The sequence below is a fragment of the Peristeroidobacter agariperforans genome, assembly GCF_004138335.1.
GTDB lineage: Bacteria > Pseudomonadota > Gammaproteobacteria > Steroidobacterales > Steroidobacteraceae > Steroidobacter > Steroidobacter agariperforans.
Map to the genome: position 1 here is coordinate 165,650 of NZ_RYFW01000003.1, position 15,085 is coordinate 180,734.

17 protein-coding genes and 1 pseudogene are annotated in these 15,085 nt (G+C 59.3%); 12 read left to right on the forward strand and 6 right to left on the reverse strand.

Going from position 1 to position 15,085, the window contains the following annotated elements:
* The first annotated feature begins 35 nt into the window (after positions 1-35).
* The 8 genes from EK373_RS22895 to EK373_RS22930 all read left to right on the forward strand — a co-directional run bounded on the left by EK373_RS22895 (position 36) and on the right by EK373_RS22930 (position 9,435).
* Positions 36-2,225 (forward strand): TonB-dependent receptor, encoded by a 2,190-nt coding sequence (locus tag EK373_RS22895; protein ID WP_198683566.1) that lies wholly within the window; start codon positions 36-38, stop codon positions 2,223-2,225.
* Between the two features lie 52 nt (positions 2,226-2,277).
* Positions 2,278-3,570: a metal-dependent hydrolase family protein gene (locus tag EK373_RS22900; protein WP_129646299.1), complete on the forward strand. Its 1,293-nt coding sequence runs from the start codon at positions 2,278-2,280 to the stop codon at positions 3,568-3,570.
* 2 nt (positions 3,571-3,572) lie between these two features.
* On the forward strand, positions 3,573-4,034 hold the full coding sequence (locus EK373_RS22905) for a RidA family protein (RefSeq protein WP_129646301.1): 462 nt from the start codon (positions 3,573-3,575) through the stop codon (positions 4,032-4,034).
* Between the two features lie 71 nt (positions 4,035-4,105).
* Complete coding sequence (locus EK373_RS22910; protein ID WP_129646303.1) at positions 4,106-5,407, forward strand: MFS transporter; 1,302 nt, start codon at positions 4,106-4,108, stop codon at positions 5,405-5,407.
* Between the two features lie 18 nt (positions 5,408-5,425).
* Positions 5,426-5,968 (forward strand): hypothetical protein, encoded by a 543-nt coding sequence (locus EK373_RS22915; RefSeq protein ID WP_129646304.1) that lies wholly within the window; start codon positions 5,426-5,428, stop codon positions 5,966-5,968.
* 485 nt (positions 5,969-6,453) lie between these two features.
* Positions 6,454-6,837, forward strand: a complete 384-nt coding sequence (locus tag EK373_RS22920; protein WP_129646305.1) for a hypothetical protein — start codon at positions 6,454-6,456, stop codon at positions 6,835-6,837.
* 1,007 nt (positions 6,838-7,844) lie between these two features.
* On the forward strand, positions 7,845-8,225 hold the full coding sequence (locus tag EK373_RS22925; RefSeq protein WP_129646307.1) for a BlaI/MecI/CopY family transcriptional regulator: 381 nt from the start codon (positions 7,845-7,847) through the stop codon (positions 8,223-8,225).
* Positions 8,215-9,435 (forward strand): M56 family metallopeptidase, encoded by a 1,221-nt coding sequence (locus EK373_RS22930; protein WP_129646309.1) that lies wholly within the window; start codon positions 8,215-8,217, stop codon positions 9,433-9,435. Before EK373_RS22925 ends, EK373_RS22930 begins: the two co-directional genes overlap by 11 nt.
* Positions 9,436-9,658: 223 nt before the next feature.
* Here the strand turns inward: EK373_RS22930 and EK373_RS22935 are convergent, their stop codons facing one another.
* The 3 genes from EK373_RS22935 to EK373_RS22945 all read right to left on the reverse strand — a co-directional run bounded on the left by EK373_RS22935 (position 9,659) and on the right by EK373_RS22945 (position 10,984).
* Positions 9,659-10,054 carry a PIN domain-containing protein gene (locus tag EK373_RS22935; RefSeq protein WP_129646311.1) on the reverse strand — a complete coding sequence of 132 codons (396 nt, stop codon included), beginning with the start codon at positions 10,052-10,054 and terminating at the stop codon, positions 9,659-9,661.
* Positions 10,054-10,272, reverse strand: a complete 219-nt coding sequence (locus tag EK373_RS22940) for an AbrB/MazE/SpoVT family DNA-binding domain-containing protein (protein WP_129646312.1) — start codon at positions 10,270-10,272, stop codon at positions 10,054-10,056. The genes EK373_RS22935 and EK373_RS22940 overlap by 1 nt, the downstream gene beginning before the upstream one ends.
* A 265-nt stretch (positions 10,273-10,537) precedes the next feature.
* Positions 10,538-10,984, reverse strand: a complete 447-nt coding sequence (locus tag EK373_RS22945) for a hypothetical protein (protein WP_129646314.1) — start codon at positions 10,982-10,984, stop codon at positions 10,538-10,540.
* Between the two features lie 860 nt (positions 10,985-11,844).
* Between EK373_RS22945 and EK373_RS22950 the strand changes: the two are divergent.
* The 4 genes and pseudogenes from EK373_RS22950 to EK373_RS22960 all read left to right on the forward strand — a co-directional run.
* Positions 11,845-12,273, forward strand: a pseudogene (locus tag EK373_RS22950) (integrase domain-containing protein); the annotation flags it as partial.
* A gap of 185 nt (positions 12,274-12,458) precedes the next feature.
* Positions 12,459-12,662, forward strand: coding sequence for a ribbon-helix-helix domain-containing protein (locus EK373_RS22955; protein ID WP_129646318.1), 204 nt, complete (start codon positions 12,459-12,461; stop codon positions 12,660-12,662).
* Entirely contained in the window at positions 12,659-12,775 is a 117-nt protein-coding gene (locus EK373_RS33470) for a recombinase family protein (protein ID WP_198683568.1), read from the forward strand. Before EK373_RS22955 ends, EK373_RS33470 begins: the two co-directional genes overlap by 4 nt.
* Positions 12,744-13,619 carry a zinc ribbon domain-containing protein gene (locus tag EK373_RS22960; protein WP_269813711.1) on the forward strand — a complete coding sequence of 292 codons (876 nt, stop codon included), beginning with the start codon at positions 12,744-12,746 and terminating at the stop codon, positions 13,617-13,619. Before EK373_RS33470 ends, EK373_RS22960 begins: the two co-directional genes overlap by 32 nt.
* Here the strand turns inward: EK373_RS22960 and EK373_RS22965 are convergent.
* The 3 genes from EK373_RS22965 to EK373_RS22975 form a co-directional block, all read right to left on the reverse strand.
* Complete coding sequence (locus EK373_RS22965) at positions 13,579-13,953, reverse strand: hypothetical protein (RefSeq protein WP_129646322.1); 375 nt, start codon at positions 13,951-13,953, stop codon at positions 13,579-13,581. The genes EK373_RS22960 and EK373_RS22965 overlap by 41 nt on opposite strands.
* 351 nt (positions 13,954-14,304) lie before the next feature.
* On the reverse strand, positions 14,305-14,724 hold the full coding sequence (locus EK373_RS22970) for a type II toxin-antitoxin system VapC family toxin (protein ID WP_129646324.1): 420 nt from the start codon (positions 14,722-14,724) through the stop codon (positions 14,305-14,307).
* Positions 14,721-14,975 carry a type II toxin-antitoxin system Phd/YefM family antitoxin gene (locus tag EK373_RS22975; RefSeq protein WP_198683569.1) on the reverse strand — a complete coding sequence of 85 codons (255 nt, stop codon included), beginning with the start codon at positions 14,973-14,975 and terminating at the stop codon, positions 14,721-14,723. The genes EK373_RS22970 and EK373_RS22975 overlap by 4 nt, the downstream gene beginning before the upstream one ends.
* Positions 14,976-15,085 lie beyond the last annotated feature (110 nt).

Below are 15,085 nucleotides of genomic sequence, written 5' to 3' on the forward strand. Positions count from 1 at the left end.
TCAAACAACAATTCAATTCCGGGCTGGGGGTAGGCATGTCATTCGGGAACACGCGCGCTGCTGCGCTAGCGGGCCTGGTGAGCTCGCTGTCATTTGCACCTTTCGCGCTCGCGCAGGTTGAATCGACGCTGGAAGAAGTGGTGGTCACGGCGCAAAAGCGCTCAGAGAATGTGCAGGATGTGCCTTCGGCCATCAGCGTGCTGCCGCAGGAGCAACTGGAGCGCCTGAATTTGCAGCAGCTCAGCGATTACGTCGGCTACGTGCCGGGGTTCACAATGATCGATGCCGGCTATCCTGGCCGTGCGCAGCTCACATTGCGCGGTGTGTCCACCGGTGCTTCCGATAATTCTACCGTTGGCATTCATATCGACGAGTCGCCAGTGGGTTCGAGTACTTCGGCCGCGCGCGGCGGCGGCTTGTCGGTTGACCTGTTGCCGTACGACGTTGAGCGCATCGAAGTGTTGCGTGGTCCTCAAGGTACTCTGTACGGCGCCAGCAGCATGGGCGGCCTGCTCAAATATGTGACGCGCAAACCGGATCTGCGACAGGCAAGCCTTCAGACGGGGCTCGAGCTCACCACCACTCGTGGCTCCGACGATCTTGGATGGATCGCACGCGCCGGCGGCACTGTGCCGTTGATCGACGATACGCTCGCCGTGCGGGCGAGCATCTATCGCAAGCAACTGGCGGGGATCATGGATAACGCCGCCAGTGGTCGTAAAGACGAGGACGAGGGAAGGCAGGAAGGCGCGAGGATGGCTGCGTTGTGGAAGGCGACGGATGCCTTGATTGTCGAGTTCTCCGCGCTCGCGCAAGACACGATGGGCGAGGGCGGTGGACGCACGGTGATTGTCAATCGCGCCTCCGGGCAACCTCGTTTCGGCGAATTCGTCACGAGCACGGTGCTGCCTCAGTACAGCGATTACAAACTGCGCTTCTATAGCGGCGCAGCGAGCCTGGATCTCGACTGGGCTGCTCTGGACATATTTTCGAGCTACTCGAAGATCGATGTCGAAGTAGCCGCGGACGCTTCCCTGGTATTCGGCCCATTCTTTGGACCGGGCATGCTCACGGACCTCAGATCCTTGCATGAAGTCGACAAGCTCACGCAGGAGATCCGCCTCACCTCGCCGGACCAGGGCGCATTCCAGTGGATGCTCGGCGCCTTCTACACGGATGAGGACACGCGTGCCGCTCAGTTCGGGTCGGTTCGAACTCCCGACGGCTCGTTACTGCCGCCTGCGAACCCGCTGATCCGCGCCGTACGGCCGGCGTCATATCGAGACCTGTCGGCCTTCGGCAACGTGACCTATCAATTTACGGATCGGTTCGATGTCACTGCCGGGCTGAGATATAGCAGCAACGAGCAGCACTTCACGACCGACGGAGGCGGTTTCCTCGTCAACGCTGCGGCGGGCCTTCCTCCAACTGTCATCACTCGGGACACCGGGCGCTCGTCCGAGGATGTGGTCACCTACATGGTGAGTCCGAGGTTCAGGCCGACCGACGACACCATGCTGTATGCGCGCGTTGCGAGCGGCTATCGTCCGGGTGGACCGAACCCCGCATTGGATGGACTGGAGCCGAGCTTCGACGCGGATCGCCTGGTCAACTACGAGGTCGGTGCGAAGGCCGATTTTCTGCAGCGGCGCGCATCCGTTGATCTGGCCTTGTTCTATATCGACTGGACCGACATCCAGCTGCAGCTGAATACGCCCACCAACATCGTCTATCGCGCCAACGGCGGCAACGCCATCAGCAAAGGCGTCGAGCTTTCCTCGACATTCATTCCGGTGCCGGGCCTGCGCATCGGCGGCAATCTCGCCTATACGGACGCGAGGCTGCAGGAGGACGTTCCGGCGCTACAGGCGCGTGAGGGTGATCGAGTGCCAAGCGTCCCACGCTGGACTGCTTCGCTCACCTCGAGCTACTCGTTTCCGCTTGCGGCCCTCGCGAACGGTGAGATTGGCTTCGGATACCGGTACGCAGGCGAGACGGAATATCCATTCGAGAGCAATCCGACCAGCTATGCCCTCGATGCCTACTCGCTTGTGGATGCCTACGCGGCTGCTGCGTTCGAGCGATTCAAGGTGCGTCTGTTCGCCCGGAACTTGCTGGATGAGCGCGCTTACTCGAGCGTGCTGGGCGGCGGCGGGCCGGGCGCGGTGCAACTGACGCTGGTGCAGCCCAGGACGATCGGAGTCAGCGTGGATCTGACGTTTTGACGAGCCAGCAGCAACACCACCCATCAAGCAACCATAGAAACCGAGGATGAACATGGCGAGATTCTGGATCGGCGCGCTGTTATTGCTCGCGAACACGTCGAGCCTCCACGCGCAGCAGTCCGAGAGAGCTGGTGACGAACGCACATACGTGCGAGCGGGCCTGCTGCTGGCGGATCCGGCGAGCGGAAAGGTCGAACGGAACAAGACCATTGTCGTAGCGAACGGCAGGATCGTCGAGATACTGGACGGCGCACGAGGCGAGGGCAATGTCATCGACTTGCGCGATAGCTTCGTTCTGCCGGGCCTCATCGACAGCCATACACACATCACGTTCCAGAACGGACCGACTGCGGAACTCGACGCATTGAAAAAAACTACGACGGACCAGGCCCTCAATGGCGTCTTGTATGCGCGCCGCACGCTCGAAGCGGGCTTCACTACCGTTGCCGATCTTGGCGGCAACCCAAGTGCAGCGCTCGCGCTGCGCGATGCCATTGCGCGAGGAAATTTCCTTGGTCCGCGCGTCATTGCGGCAGGGGTCGTCGGAGCGCATGGCGGCCATGCGGATATCCACGGCTATCGTCCGGAGATCCTCACGCAGTTCTCCCCGCCTGGAATGTGCTCGGGTGCTGATGACTGCAGCCGCGCCGTCAGGCAGGCGGTTCAGCGCGGCGCCGATGTGATCAAGATTGCATCGACCGGCGGAGTGATGACCAACACGGCGGCCGGGGTCGGGCAGCAGATGTTCGATGGGGAACTCGAGGCCATCGTGCGCTCAGCTCATAGCCTCGGTCGGCGGGTGGTCTGCCACGCCCACGGGACGGATGGCATCAACGCGGCCTTGCGAGCTGGGGTGGATGGCATAGAGCATGGTACGTATCTGGACGACGAATCGCTTCGCCTGATGAAAGCGCGCGGCGTATACCTCGTGCCCACGCTCCTTGCTGGAGACACGGTCCGGCGTCAGGCGCAGACCGCTCCGTGGATGCCGCCCAACGTGAAGAAGAAAGCGCTCGAGGTCGGCCCAAACATGATCAGTGCACTGCGCCGCGCGAGAGAAGCCGGTGTGAAGGTGGCCTTTGGCACCGACAGCGGCGTGTCCGAGCACGGCATCAACGCACGAGAGTTCGCGCTCATGGTGCAAGCGGGTTATTCGCCACTGGATGCAATCCGCTCTGCGACGGTCTGGGGAGCCGATCACAATCGAATGAGCGATGAAATCGGCGCGATCGCTCCCGGCACGGCGGCGGATCTGATCGCAGTGAAGGGCGATCCGTTGCGAGATATCACCGAGTTGGAGCGCGTCAGCTTCGTCATGAGTGCGGGGCGGGTGGCGAAGCAGTAGCCATGACTCGGTACAAAATCAACCTCGTTCTCATCGCTCTCGTAGCGTCGTTCGCGGGCGCCTGTCTCTCTGCCGAAAGCGCCCGATTCCTCAATTCTCCAAACGCGGAGAAGCTGAAACTGCCTTTTTCAGAGGCGGTCCGTGCCGGGGACTTGCTGTATCTCTCGGGGCAGATCGGCAATGTCCCGGGTGATGAGCCTGCTCCCGTGCCGGGCGGCGTCAGAGCGGAATCCAGGCAAGCGCTGGTTAATATCGAGCAGGTCCTCCAGCGGCATGGTTCGGCCCTCGACCAAGTCATCAAGTGCACGATATTTCTGGTAGACATGACCGAATGGAGCGCATTCAACGCCGTTTATCGTGAGTTCTTCAAGCCGCCCTATCCAACACGAAGCGCGGTCGGTGTCAAAGAGCTCGCGCTCGGTGCGCGCGTCGAGGTCGAGTGCCTGGCTTATTCGCCGGGTTAGGGAATGTTCGCTCGCGATCCCGGTCCATAGAATCTTCAGTGTCGAAGTGCACGCCACATCCGGATATCTCAATGCATGCTCGGAATCTATCTGCGCAGGACGGGCGCACGCTGCTACTGGCCGCCTTGGGCGGCGCGCTGGAGTTCTACGACTTCATCATTTTCGTCTATTTCGCAGCGACCATCGGTGCGTTGTTCTTTCCGCCGGACATGCCCGACTGGCTGCGCCAGCTGCAGACCTTCGGAATCTTTGCCGCTGGATACCTGGCGCGTCCGCTCGGCGGTGTTCTCATGGCGCACTTCGGCGATCGAAGCGGGCGCAAGCGCATGTTCATGTTCAGTGTGCTGCTCATGGCGGTCCCGACGCTGCTGATGGGTTTGTTGCCCACCTATGCCGCGATCGGCGCGTTCGCGCCGTTGCTGCTGTTGATCTTGCGCATTTTGCAGGGCGCGGCGGTTGGCGGGGAGGTGCCCGGCGCCTGGGTGTTCGTTTCGGAGCATGTGCCCGCCGAGCGCGTCGGGCTCGCGTGCGGGGTGCTGACCGCCGGGTTGACCGTTGGCATCCTGCTGGGCTCGGTGACCGCGAGTATCGTCAATCTGTTGTGGACTACGCAGCAGGTGCTGTCGGGTTATTGGCGCGTTCCCTTCATCGTCGGCGGCCTGTTTGGCCTGCTGGCCTTGTGGCTGCGGCGGTATCTGAGTGAAACGCCGGTCTTCCAGGCGCTGCGCGAGCGACGCCAGCTGGTAGAAGGACTTCCCCTGCGGCACGTGCTGGCGGGGCACCGATGGAACGTGATTCGCTGCATGGTTTTCAGCTGGCTGCTGACGGTGGGCATCGTCATCGTGATTCTGATGACCCCCACGCTGGCGCAGACGAACTACGGCATCGCTGTTCAAGCTTCGCTGCAAGCGAACATGTGGGCGACGGTCGCGCTGGCGGTCGGCTGCGTGTTATGCGGAGCGGGCGCCGATCGCTTCGGCGTCGATCGAGTGCTGCTCGTCGGCTGCATGGGGATGGTTGCGTCCTCCTTGCTGCTCTTCATCGCGCTGACATACGCACCGCGGTACTTCGGCTGGGTATATCCGCTTGCAGGGCTTTGCGTCGGCGTGGTCGGGGCGGTGCCGGTAGTGCTCGTGAACGAGTTTCCACCCACCATTCGCTATTCGGGGATTTCGCTCTCATACAATCTTGCGTATGCCATTTCAGGCGGGCTGACGCCGATCATCGTCACATTGTGGCTGCGCTCCAGTCCACTTGCGCCTGCTTACTACGTCGCCGCGGTCGCGGCGATTGCAGTGACCGTTGTGTTGCTGAGACTTACCAGCGCGACTCGCATTCAAGCTCTGTCTCCGGGGAGTGCGCCCGCCGAGTGAAAGAAGCTGCAGGCTCGAATGAATAGAACCGAGCAGCGCGTGCCGAAGGCCATCAGGGCGCTTGCCGTGCTGATCGCTCTGCTGCCCGTGCCCTCGACGCTTTGGCGACTGTTCCACATCTTCGGTGTCAACCTCGGGCTGCTGGGTCCGCCACTGCTCGAGCGCAGCGGCGGGCCATCATTTGCGTATGGCGTGCTGTACCTGTTGTTCCTGTGCGCATTCACATGCGGCGCGGCGTATCTGGCCATTGGCCTGGTCGCGCGTTGGGGCGAGGTCTTCCCGCGCTGGGTTCCCGTGCTGGGCGGAAGGAATGTTCCGCGAAGGCCTGCTTTCCTGATCGCGGTGGCGGGGGGCATCGCCATCATCTTTATTACTGCACCGCTAGTGTCCAATGTTTTGCAAGTTGTGGTCGACCCGACACACGCGGTCCTCGGCCGATTCTCCTCGTGGGCATGGCGATGGTTGTTCGTTGCCTGTTATGCCCCGCTGGCTTTGTGGGGACCTTTGCTGCTCATCGTCGCGGTTCATTATTACCGGCGCCGCGGCAGCGAAGCGAAGTAATCAAATCCATACCTGCGTGAGCTGCTGGAGCTGCCAGTTCGAGCAAGCGGAACGAAGCGCGGCCAGAATCTGGAACAGGCCATCCGTCATTGGGGTGCGCGCGCGCTTTCCTTTTGTATGCCTTCGTACTCGCCGAATCCTTCATAGCCTTGATGGAATGTCGAGAAGAAGCGCAAACACTGTTCGTTAATGCACCCAAGATCATCCGGCTCCGCCCGCATTGCTGAGTCGAAAAAAATCGCGAAACGATGAGATGTTGTGGATGCGTCGCCGTCACGGGGTGCATCTGGTCGCCCGAGATTTCGAACCGAAGCGCCGGGTGCTGCCCCGAGTAACGACCTTAATGGATCGGGCCGAGCATATTGGGACAGTCAACTGTATTTTCCGGGCGCCTTGCCCGCCTGGGCGCTGAAAGAACTGAGAACTGCTACAGATCTTCGTAAGAACCTCGGATCTACGCTGCGTTTATTCGTCGAGGGAATACCATGCCGCGTACAGCTCTGCCAATCGCGTTTCTTGCTATCTCGCTTGCCGCGTGCTCCGCGGTTGGACAGCTCACCGTCAAAGACTATCAAGCCAAGTCGGGTGAGCGAGTTCTGGCAGGTCAGGCCGAGCCCAAGACTGAATATCAGTGCCAGAAGCTCGGCGAGGAGCAACAGGAGTGGGGCTTTAAGGGCAATCTCGATCGGGCGGTGGCCGCCGACCGCGTCACCCAGGGCGCAGTGGATTCGGCGTCAGCGAAGGGCGCTAACTACGTATACGTGATGCTGCCCAGTGAAAAGAGCATTGGCGGCTTCAACGTCAATGCATTCAGCGATGCGAAAGTCACGTATTTCAATTGCTCGAGCTTGCCGAGCTCACCTCGCTGAGCTCAAGACCGTGCCACGCGCGAATTCGATATCGATTAGGCAAGTCAATTGAGTGAGGCGCGCGCGGTCTCAATCCAGTGTGGATATCTGCGGCCTTACGTGGACTGATCGCGAAGAAGCGCTACACGATGTTCCTGCAGCCTCTGTGCGGGTGCGCGTGCGATGACACGAGCGGCCGGCTTCGGGCCCAGGAGCGGACGATCAGGCGCGTGAGTTCACCCGTGCCTGATCATAAGGATAGGTGTACGTGAACGCTCAGTACGTCCGCAATGGGAAGGCGGTACCAAGCGCTCGGAAAGAAGTCGAAAGCGATGCTTACAATCAGTGCGCTCGCAGCGGCGCAGACGCCATACGCCCAAATTCCTGCCAGGACCGACCGACGCATCATTGGCTGCAGAAGCCAGAGCCGCGGCGCCAACCAGCGCCAGAGGCAGTATCCAACAAAGAGAAAGAAGACAGTATCCAGGAGAAGTGGCACAACATAGATGTGTTTTGCCAAAGAAAATGCGATAGAGCGCGAGTTCCACGGCAGAGGATATCCATAGAACTCGGTGTCCGGGGCCGTCCACCAGGAGCACTCGATACTCGACACTCGGGAAAAAAGCCAACCCGATCGCGATCAGCAAGAAAGTAAAGCGCTGGATCACTTGGGCGTCTAATAAGGCAATGTAACGACACCGGTGCCTGCACACTCTCGTAATCTCATTGCATGCCATAAGGGATGATGCCGCTCTGGCATCCCGGAACAGCACTCCAGAGCGCTCAGCGGCCTTCAGCGGATGCAGGCAATTCCGGAGAGGCGCTACCCGCTGTTCCTGCAGTCTCCGTGCGGGTGCGCGTCCGATGACTGCTTGAGCCATTTCGCCATTCGCCTCAAGTTGTCGTGTGCGCCAGAAATGATTTGGTCGTCCCTTTTTCCGCCCATGGCACTGAACCGCTTGACCATATTGATTACACGTGTAAACTGAAAACTGTCTACACTTGTAATCGTAACGCAGGAGAAGTCCATGGAAGACCTTCCTTCCATCAGCGAGGCGGAGTCAGCGGTGATGGAAGTGTTGTGGCGGACCAGTCCGGTCTCCACAGAGGACGTGGTGGCCGCTCTGAAGAATCGGCAGGATTGGCAGGAGCCGACGATCAAGACACTGCTAAATCGTCTATTGAAGAAAGGAGCTATCAGCGCTCAGAGAGACGGTCGCCGCTATTTGTACTCTCCCGTGCTTCAGCGCGACCAATGGCTCGCGCGCGAAAGCAAGGGACTTCTGGACCGGCTGTTTGGCGGTCGCGTCGCGCCGCTCGTGGCGCATTTTAGCAAGCAGCGGAAGTTGACCAAGAAGGACCTCGCGGAACTCAAACGCCTGATCGAGGAGCTCGAAGATGAGCGTTAGCCCGATGTACGTGATCGCAGAGCTGACGGTCGCAGCCAGCCTGGCGATTTTCGTTGTAGGGCTCACGCGCAAACCGCTGAGGCGTTTTGCCGGTGCGCAAGTGGGCTATCTGTTGTGGCTGCTTGTGCCCGCTAGTGCGCTCGTTGTGTCACTTCCGGCGCCCTCTCAATCCTTGGAAGCGGCAAGCCTCACTTTTCCGCGTCTGGTGCTCAGCGCACTCCCTTCGGCTGCGTCATCAGAGAAACACGTCTATGCAGGTGCCGATTACGCCACGGTGGGAGTGGTTGTTTGGGCCTCGGGCTGCGTGTTGATCTTCGCGTTCATGGTGAGGAGGCAGAGAGCGTTCATCCGCTCCTTGCGCAACGTGACGGCTGCTCAGGACGGTACGTATCGCAGCGCCTCTGTCATCGGCCCTGTACTCGTTGGCATTTGGCGTCCTCGCATCGTGCTTCCGATCGACTTCGAGAATATGTACACCCCGGAAGAACGCACCTTGGTGCTGGCGCACGAGGAGGCACACAAGAAGCGATTCGACGTACTCGTCAATGGCATCGCCACAATCTGGCTATGTCTCTTCTGGTTCAATCCACTGATGTACTGGGCCATAGCGCGGTTACGGTTCGATCAGGAGCTGGCGTGTGACGCGGCCGTATTCGTTGAATCGGACACAGGACGACGCCGGTACGCCGAGGCTTTGCTCAAGACGCAACTCGCCGCCGATTCAGCGTGGCGTATGCCGATCGGATGCCATTGGCAATCTAGCCATCCATTGAAAGAGAGAGTCGCCATGCTTAAACATCCCTTACCAGGCTTCTCGCGCCGGCTTTCCGGGATTGTACTGACGTCCGTGCTGATCACCTCTGGCAGTTATGTTGTCTGGGCAGCCCAGCCCGAGCCGGGAGATTCGGGCGAGCAGCACCAAGAAGATCCGCAGATCGAGTTCTCTGCGGATCGCGTGTCAACGTTAGAAAACGGCGACATCGACTATTCAGGCAACGTCATCATCAGATCGAAGAGTACCGATCAACCTCGGGTGACAATCAATCCAGGCACTATCGATAACAGGCCCGATGGCTCGACGGTCGCGGTAGGCGCAGTGCGAATTTCGTTCGCAGGTCTCGTGCTGAAAACCGATCGAGCAATCGTCGAGAAGGACGGAACAATCAGAATGGATTCAGCTCGCGCGTTGCAGACATCGGAGTCCCACTAGATAGTCCAAGCGCAGGTTGAGCGTTCGTGCTGATCACACCGCGGATATCGACGCGAGCGATGTTCGAGCGCAGTGACTCATTCTTCGCCGTGAGTCCGCGAGGGATACGGCTCCCGCTAGTAGACGCAGGCAATGCCGCCGAAGGGATTTGCGCCGTTCCTGCTGCGGTACCGATCCGGATTCGAGTGAGGTAGCTCGAATTGCGTATCTCCGATGCAGGACATCAGGCCGCAATAAACCCTGGCAGCTTTGTTGCCTTGACGTTGAACGAAGCAGTTGCGCGGCATCCCAGGGCACGATGCCTTGCGCCGATTAGACAATCCGCAAAGTCGGCAGGCGAGTCTTTCCATGCGAACAGAGCCTTCTCGATGGAATGCTCGTCTTCAAATCGCAACTCGGCTGACGCAAGGAGTCCTGAGAACGCGGCGAGGATCTCCGACTTTGCCAAGCTGTAGCGGCTTCGCAGTACCCATTCTGTTTCTAGCAATACCAGGAGGCTGATGAGTACACCGCTACCGGTGCGTAACTCGCGACCGATCAGCTTCTGCGCGCGCTCGAACTGCGCCTGATCGTCTTGAACGAGAAAGCGCACCAAAACATTGGTGTCGAGGCCGAGCATTATCGGGACAGCAGCTCAACCGGAACGGCCTTTTGCCCTTTCTTCCGCAGGCTTCCGGCAAGACTCATCACGCTCTTGTTCTTGACGCGCATGAGAACGGTGCCATCCGGCAGCATGGTAAAAGTCATCCGGTCGCCGGATTTCATCCCCAGGGTTTCCCGGATGTCTTTAGGAATAGTGGTCTGTCCCTTACTGGTCAACGTCGAATCTGTGCTCATGGCTTCACCTCCGGTCCTTACAGAATTCATACTAGTAAGGAATGGATGGGAATTCAATCCTGGTTGGTTAGAGGCGTTCAGGCGGCTTTGCACTCTCTGCGGTCATCGGTGGATGTCAGCGGTGCTCCGTGGAGTGATAGGCAAGAAGCGCTACGCGTTGTTCCTGCGGTCTCCATGCGGGTACGCGTGCGGTGATTACGAAGCGTCTGCTCTCGGCCGGACGTTGTTCAACTCTCCATTACTGGACGCGGGCAAGGCCATGTTCCTACGTGAACGGGCACGACGGAGCCTTCTCGCTAGAGAACATCCGAGCGTCGGTGTATTGACCGATGAATTCGATCGCTGGTCGCAGCGTGTCGAACTCGTCTGAGTGCGCTCGGAACATGGCGTCGATGGCCCGTCGATCCTCAGCGTTCACAGACGCCAGGTCCGCACAGAATGAGTTCGCATCCCAATCCATCTTCCGTATGCATTGAGCGATCGGGTCGGCATCCAACGCTGCCCATCCACCAAAATCGGCTCGTGCCTCAAGCATTTTGACGAAGGGGGTTTTGTACTTCGGTTCCTTGTAGAAGCAGAGCATGGAAATCTGCAGCACCCGAAAGTCACCTTGCGTCGCCGCCACCGGATTGACCAATAGCAGGAAACCCAGTACCGAAGCCAGCGCTCGGGATGTCCGAGAATGACCGAGGAGCGGCAATTGATTCGTCATTGTGAATAGACCTCCCTCTAATTTTACAACTGAGCGATGTGGAATTCTGGAGCCTTCGGTGGAATGGTTCCGCAGAACGGCTTTATACCTCCCCAAGCTCATATGTCCGGACCCTCTCCCCGCCACCGGTGATTAATGGGTGTTCCATATCTACTTCCTTTGTTCTGGAAGTGGACGCGCCGACAAATCTATTGAGGTCACTGCAGGTTCAATTCGCCTAACTTGTTGATCGCGGCGGCGGTAAACCGATTTGTGCTGTTCCTGCAGTTCCCGCCGCCGAGCGTGTCCGCTACGCTGTGCCGCCGATGTAGGCGATGTGACGGACCCTTTTCGCTCGCCTTCACCGTTGTCAAACAGGGCGGGCCGCCGCCGGTGGTGGAACACCGACGACAGCCCTAACCACGACCGCACAACAGAGGTGCTGTCATGGCTGCCGTCATTATCCCGCGACCGGGTCGCGGGTTTCGCTGTTTTCAATTCGATCCTGTCGCTTTCTGCCGCCCAACCTTAGTTGAGGGAGTTGTTGTCCCCTCCATCTCCGCGCAAGTGGGGGTGGGCTATGAGCGAGAGTCAATCTGCTCACCAATCCATCCCATTCCTCAAGAGCAACGAGGAACAGATCGGGAAGATCAGGCGACAGCTCGAAGGCGTCTTCAGGGAACTCGATCTAGTTCATGACGTGATAGTCGTCTGCGATATTGCTGCACATGCCGAGATCAATATTGCTTCACATGGCGACGTTGATCTCGGTGATGCAGTTCCTCACGTCATCCGCCGCTGCGCCACCAATCGGCTGTACACCGCGATGAAGGCGCTCACGCAGATCGTGGAACGGTTCGGCGGCAAAACCGCAATGTCCCATCAAGTTCCGGCCGAGCTATGCAGACAAAGGCAATTGCGTCGTACTCAGGGGTTCGTGGGCCAAAGGCGGACGTCCGCGAACGATTCCGATAACAACGCCCGAACAGCGCGTCGTGCTCAATGAAGCACATAAGCTCGCCGGAACTGGTTCGCTCATCCCGGCGGACAAGAGCTACAAGCAGCAGCGGCACCTGTACGACAGCCAGTGCAAAGCTGCGGGTTTACGTCGTATGCACGGGCTGCGACATCATTACGCGCAGGCTCGCTATGAAGCGCTCACGGGCTGGAAAGCCCCCGCTGCCGGCGGTCCACCATCGCGAACACTCACGCGCGAGCAGCAGCTGCAGGATGTCTTCGCTCGCCGGACCATCACCTACGAGTTGGGCCACAGGCGTCCACAAATCACGGCGATATACCTCGGCCGCTAAGACGGTTTGGCAAGTGAGCTATCCGCCTCACCTCCTTGATGAACTCGCGCGGGTCTTTGCGCGCGTGGCGCTCAATCGGCTTCTGCAAGAGTCAGCGGCGCGGGGTCCGCGCCCTGAGGATGCGTGTGGCGATTCCGGTGAGGTCCCGCATCCATCGCCGCCGAACGTTGATGATGAAAAGAAACATGGCTAGTATCAGCCCAGGCGATCAAGTGTACGGACCGGCCATGCCATCAAAACCCGTCAACGTGAAGCCCGTGATGGTGTATCTGACTCACGAGCAGCACGCCGCGCTCCTGAAGCTCAAGGACAAACTCGATACGCCGGTCAGTGAACAGATTCGCCGGGCCATCGATCGTTACTTGAAACAAATGGAGTCGCGAAAATGAAAGCCGCTCTCTATGCGCGTTTCAGCACCGACCTGCAGCGGGCGGCCAGTATCGAAGATCAGTTCCGCAACTGTCGTAAGGGTGCGGAGTTCGAAGGCTGGACGGTGGTATGAGCGTGCCCAGGATCGCACGCGCGCCTCAGCCAACAGCGATAAACGGCTCAAGAGCGGCGGTCGGGCAAAGTACCTGCTGAGCGGGCTGCTGGTGTGCAACGTGTGCAAAGTCCACTACGTCATTGCCGATGCCCGGAGCTACGCATGTAGCGGTCACTGGAATGGTGGTGCGTGCTCGAACCAAATCCGAGTGCGACGTGATTCCATCGAACGGACGATCCTGGGCCGACTTCGCGGTGATCTGTTGGCGCCGGAGCGAGTACGCCAGATGGCGAAGGAAATGCAGGTCGCTTATGCCGAGCAGGTGAAGCAGGCTGCGATGCGAGTACAGGCGCTTCCTCTGGAACTGCAGGCATTGGATGCCCGAATCGAACGACTGCGGGAGCGGCTGAAGTGCGGTGATCCGGACCTCACAGCCGACGAATTGCAAGCTGCGATCGAGCGTGCCGGGACCAAGCGCGCCGAACTGAGCGATACCCGCCCGGCTGAGCGTGAGAACGCGCGGGTGCTCGCCATGCTGCCGCGAACTGCCGACTACTATCGGGATCAGATCGATCGAGGCTTGGGTGACGATATTGTCGCTGCCGCCGAAGCGCGGGCGATTCTGCGCGACATGCTGGGCGAAATCATGCTTTCGCCCAGCACCGATGGATCGCTGTGGGCGGAGTTTTCCATGCAACCTGCGGCCCTGTTGAAAGGTGCAGGACATGTGGTCGGGGTGAGGGGCTACACGCTGTTCCGGCGGTCTCGGTGCGCGTTCGCGTGCGATGAGGACTATCGGGGCAAGGGGGCTTCGCGCCGCTCTACAGCGTCTTCTCGGAGCGCTTGTAGTTGCCATAGGTGATGCGAACGCCCGCAACGACGTGCTCTTGCTTGTATATTCGAGAAGGCAGCGTACCGGTTATCTTCAGCGAACCATCTGACTCCCATTGCAACGCCAAGGGAACATCGTCGTCAACTATTAGAACGTTGCCCCCGTCGTTTGGCAACACCGCTTCAGCCGACAGAACCGACACCTGAGTATTGAGGCCGACCGTGGCGCCGCAGTCTCGATTAAAAAGCACGGCCTTCATCTTCCCAGATGGCGAACGTGCCGCAGCCGATACTTCGTTTTCACAAATCGGAGCGCAGCCAGCGATCAAGGCCGCTGTGATGAGAATGGCAAGGGTCCAACGCATCTCGTTTCTGTACCCCACTACTTGAGTTCACGAGCCGCGCGGCATCTAGCGCGTCGGATCGAGGCGGCTCGGATCAGGATGAATCTTGACTGAGGCAGATTGATGGATTGATTGTGGCAAATCGGGGCGAGCTGACTCCGTTCGACCCGTAAGAATTGGAAGTCCGGCGCGGCCGCCCCAAGAAGCGGGGTAACACCCTGCTTTGCGGATGCGGCCTGCTGCTTGGCGCACTTCCGCTCAACCGGCGCAACAGAGCACTGAGCAGCCGTTAGTGGATACAGGCAGTTCCGAAGAGGAGGGGATTTGCGCTGTTCTGGTGATCAGAATGCGGATACGGGTCAGATAGCAGCACTACTTCCAAGGATTCACTATAGATTTCACAGAGGCTTCAAAGTCCAAAGTGTTGCGAGTGACCAAGGTAAGGGCATGCACTTGGGCGGTGGCTCCGATGATTGCATCCATTGCATGGATGGGGCGACCGAGGGATTCGTGGCGGGCAACCAAGCGACCCCACTCATCGGCTACGGCTCCATCCACCGGCAAGATGCGCTGCTCGAACCGGAGCGGCAATTCTCCCTTTAGCCACTCATCCAGCTGTTTCTTGCGCTTACCCGTCGGCAGTCTCTCAATACCATGGCGCAATTCAGCGAAGGTGATCACGCTGAGATAAACCGAATCCTCGTCGATCTCCGAGAGCCAGCTTACGACACCGGCATCTGGGCGGGGTTTCGTCCATTCGGAAACGACATTGGTATCGAGCAGGAAGTTCATAGATCAGTCGGGCGCATCCGATCTTTCGGTCTGCGGACCTTCAAACCCGAACTGCGCAGGGGAGACGCTGCGAAGAATTCGGCGAGATTGCCGCTGCGTTTTGTTCTTCGTTCCCATTCTGCAGCGTCAACGACAACCACGGCACGGCGCCCGTTACGGGTGATAACTTGCGGGCCTTCCTTCTGGGCATGTTCGATGACTTCGCTCAGTTTGGCTTTTGCCTCTGCCACCGTCCAAAGGTCGTTGTCCACGATGCCTCTCCTTCAATTGGTCAGGATAGTCATTATAGTCATCGGCCGATGGTTGGCAAGCCAGTCGGATAGTCCAAAGCGCTCAATAGCCTTCAGTGGACTGGTCGCGC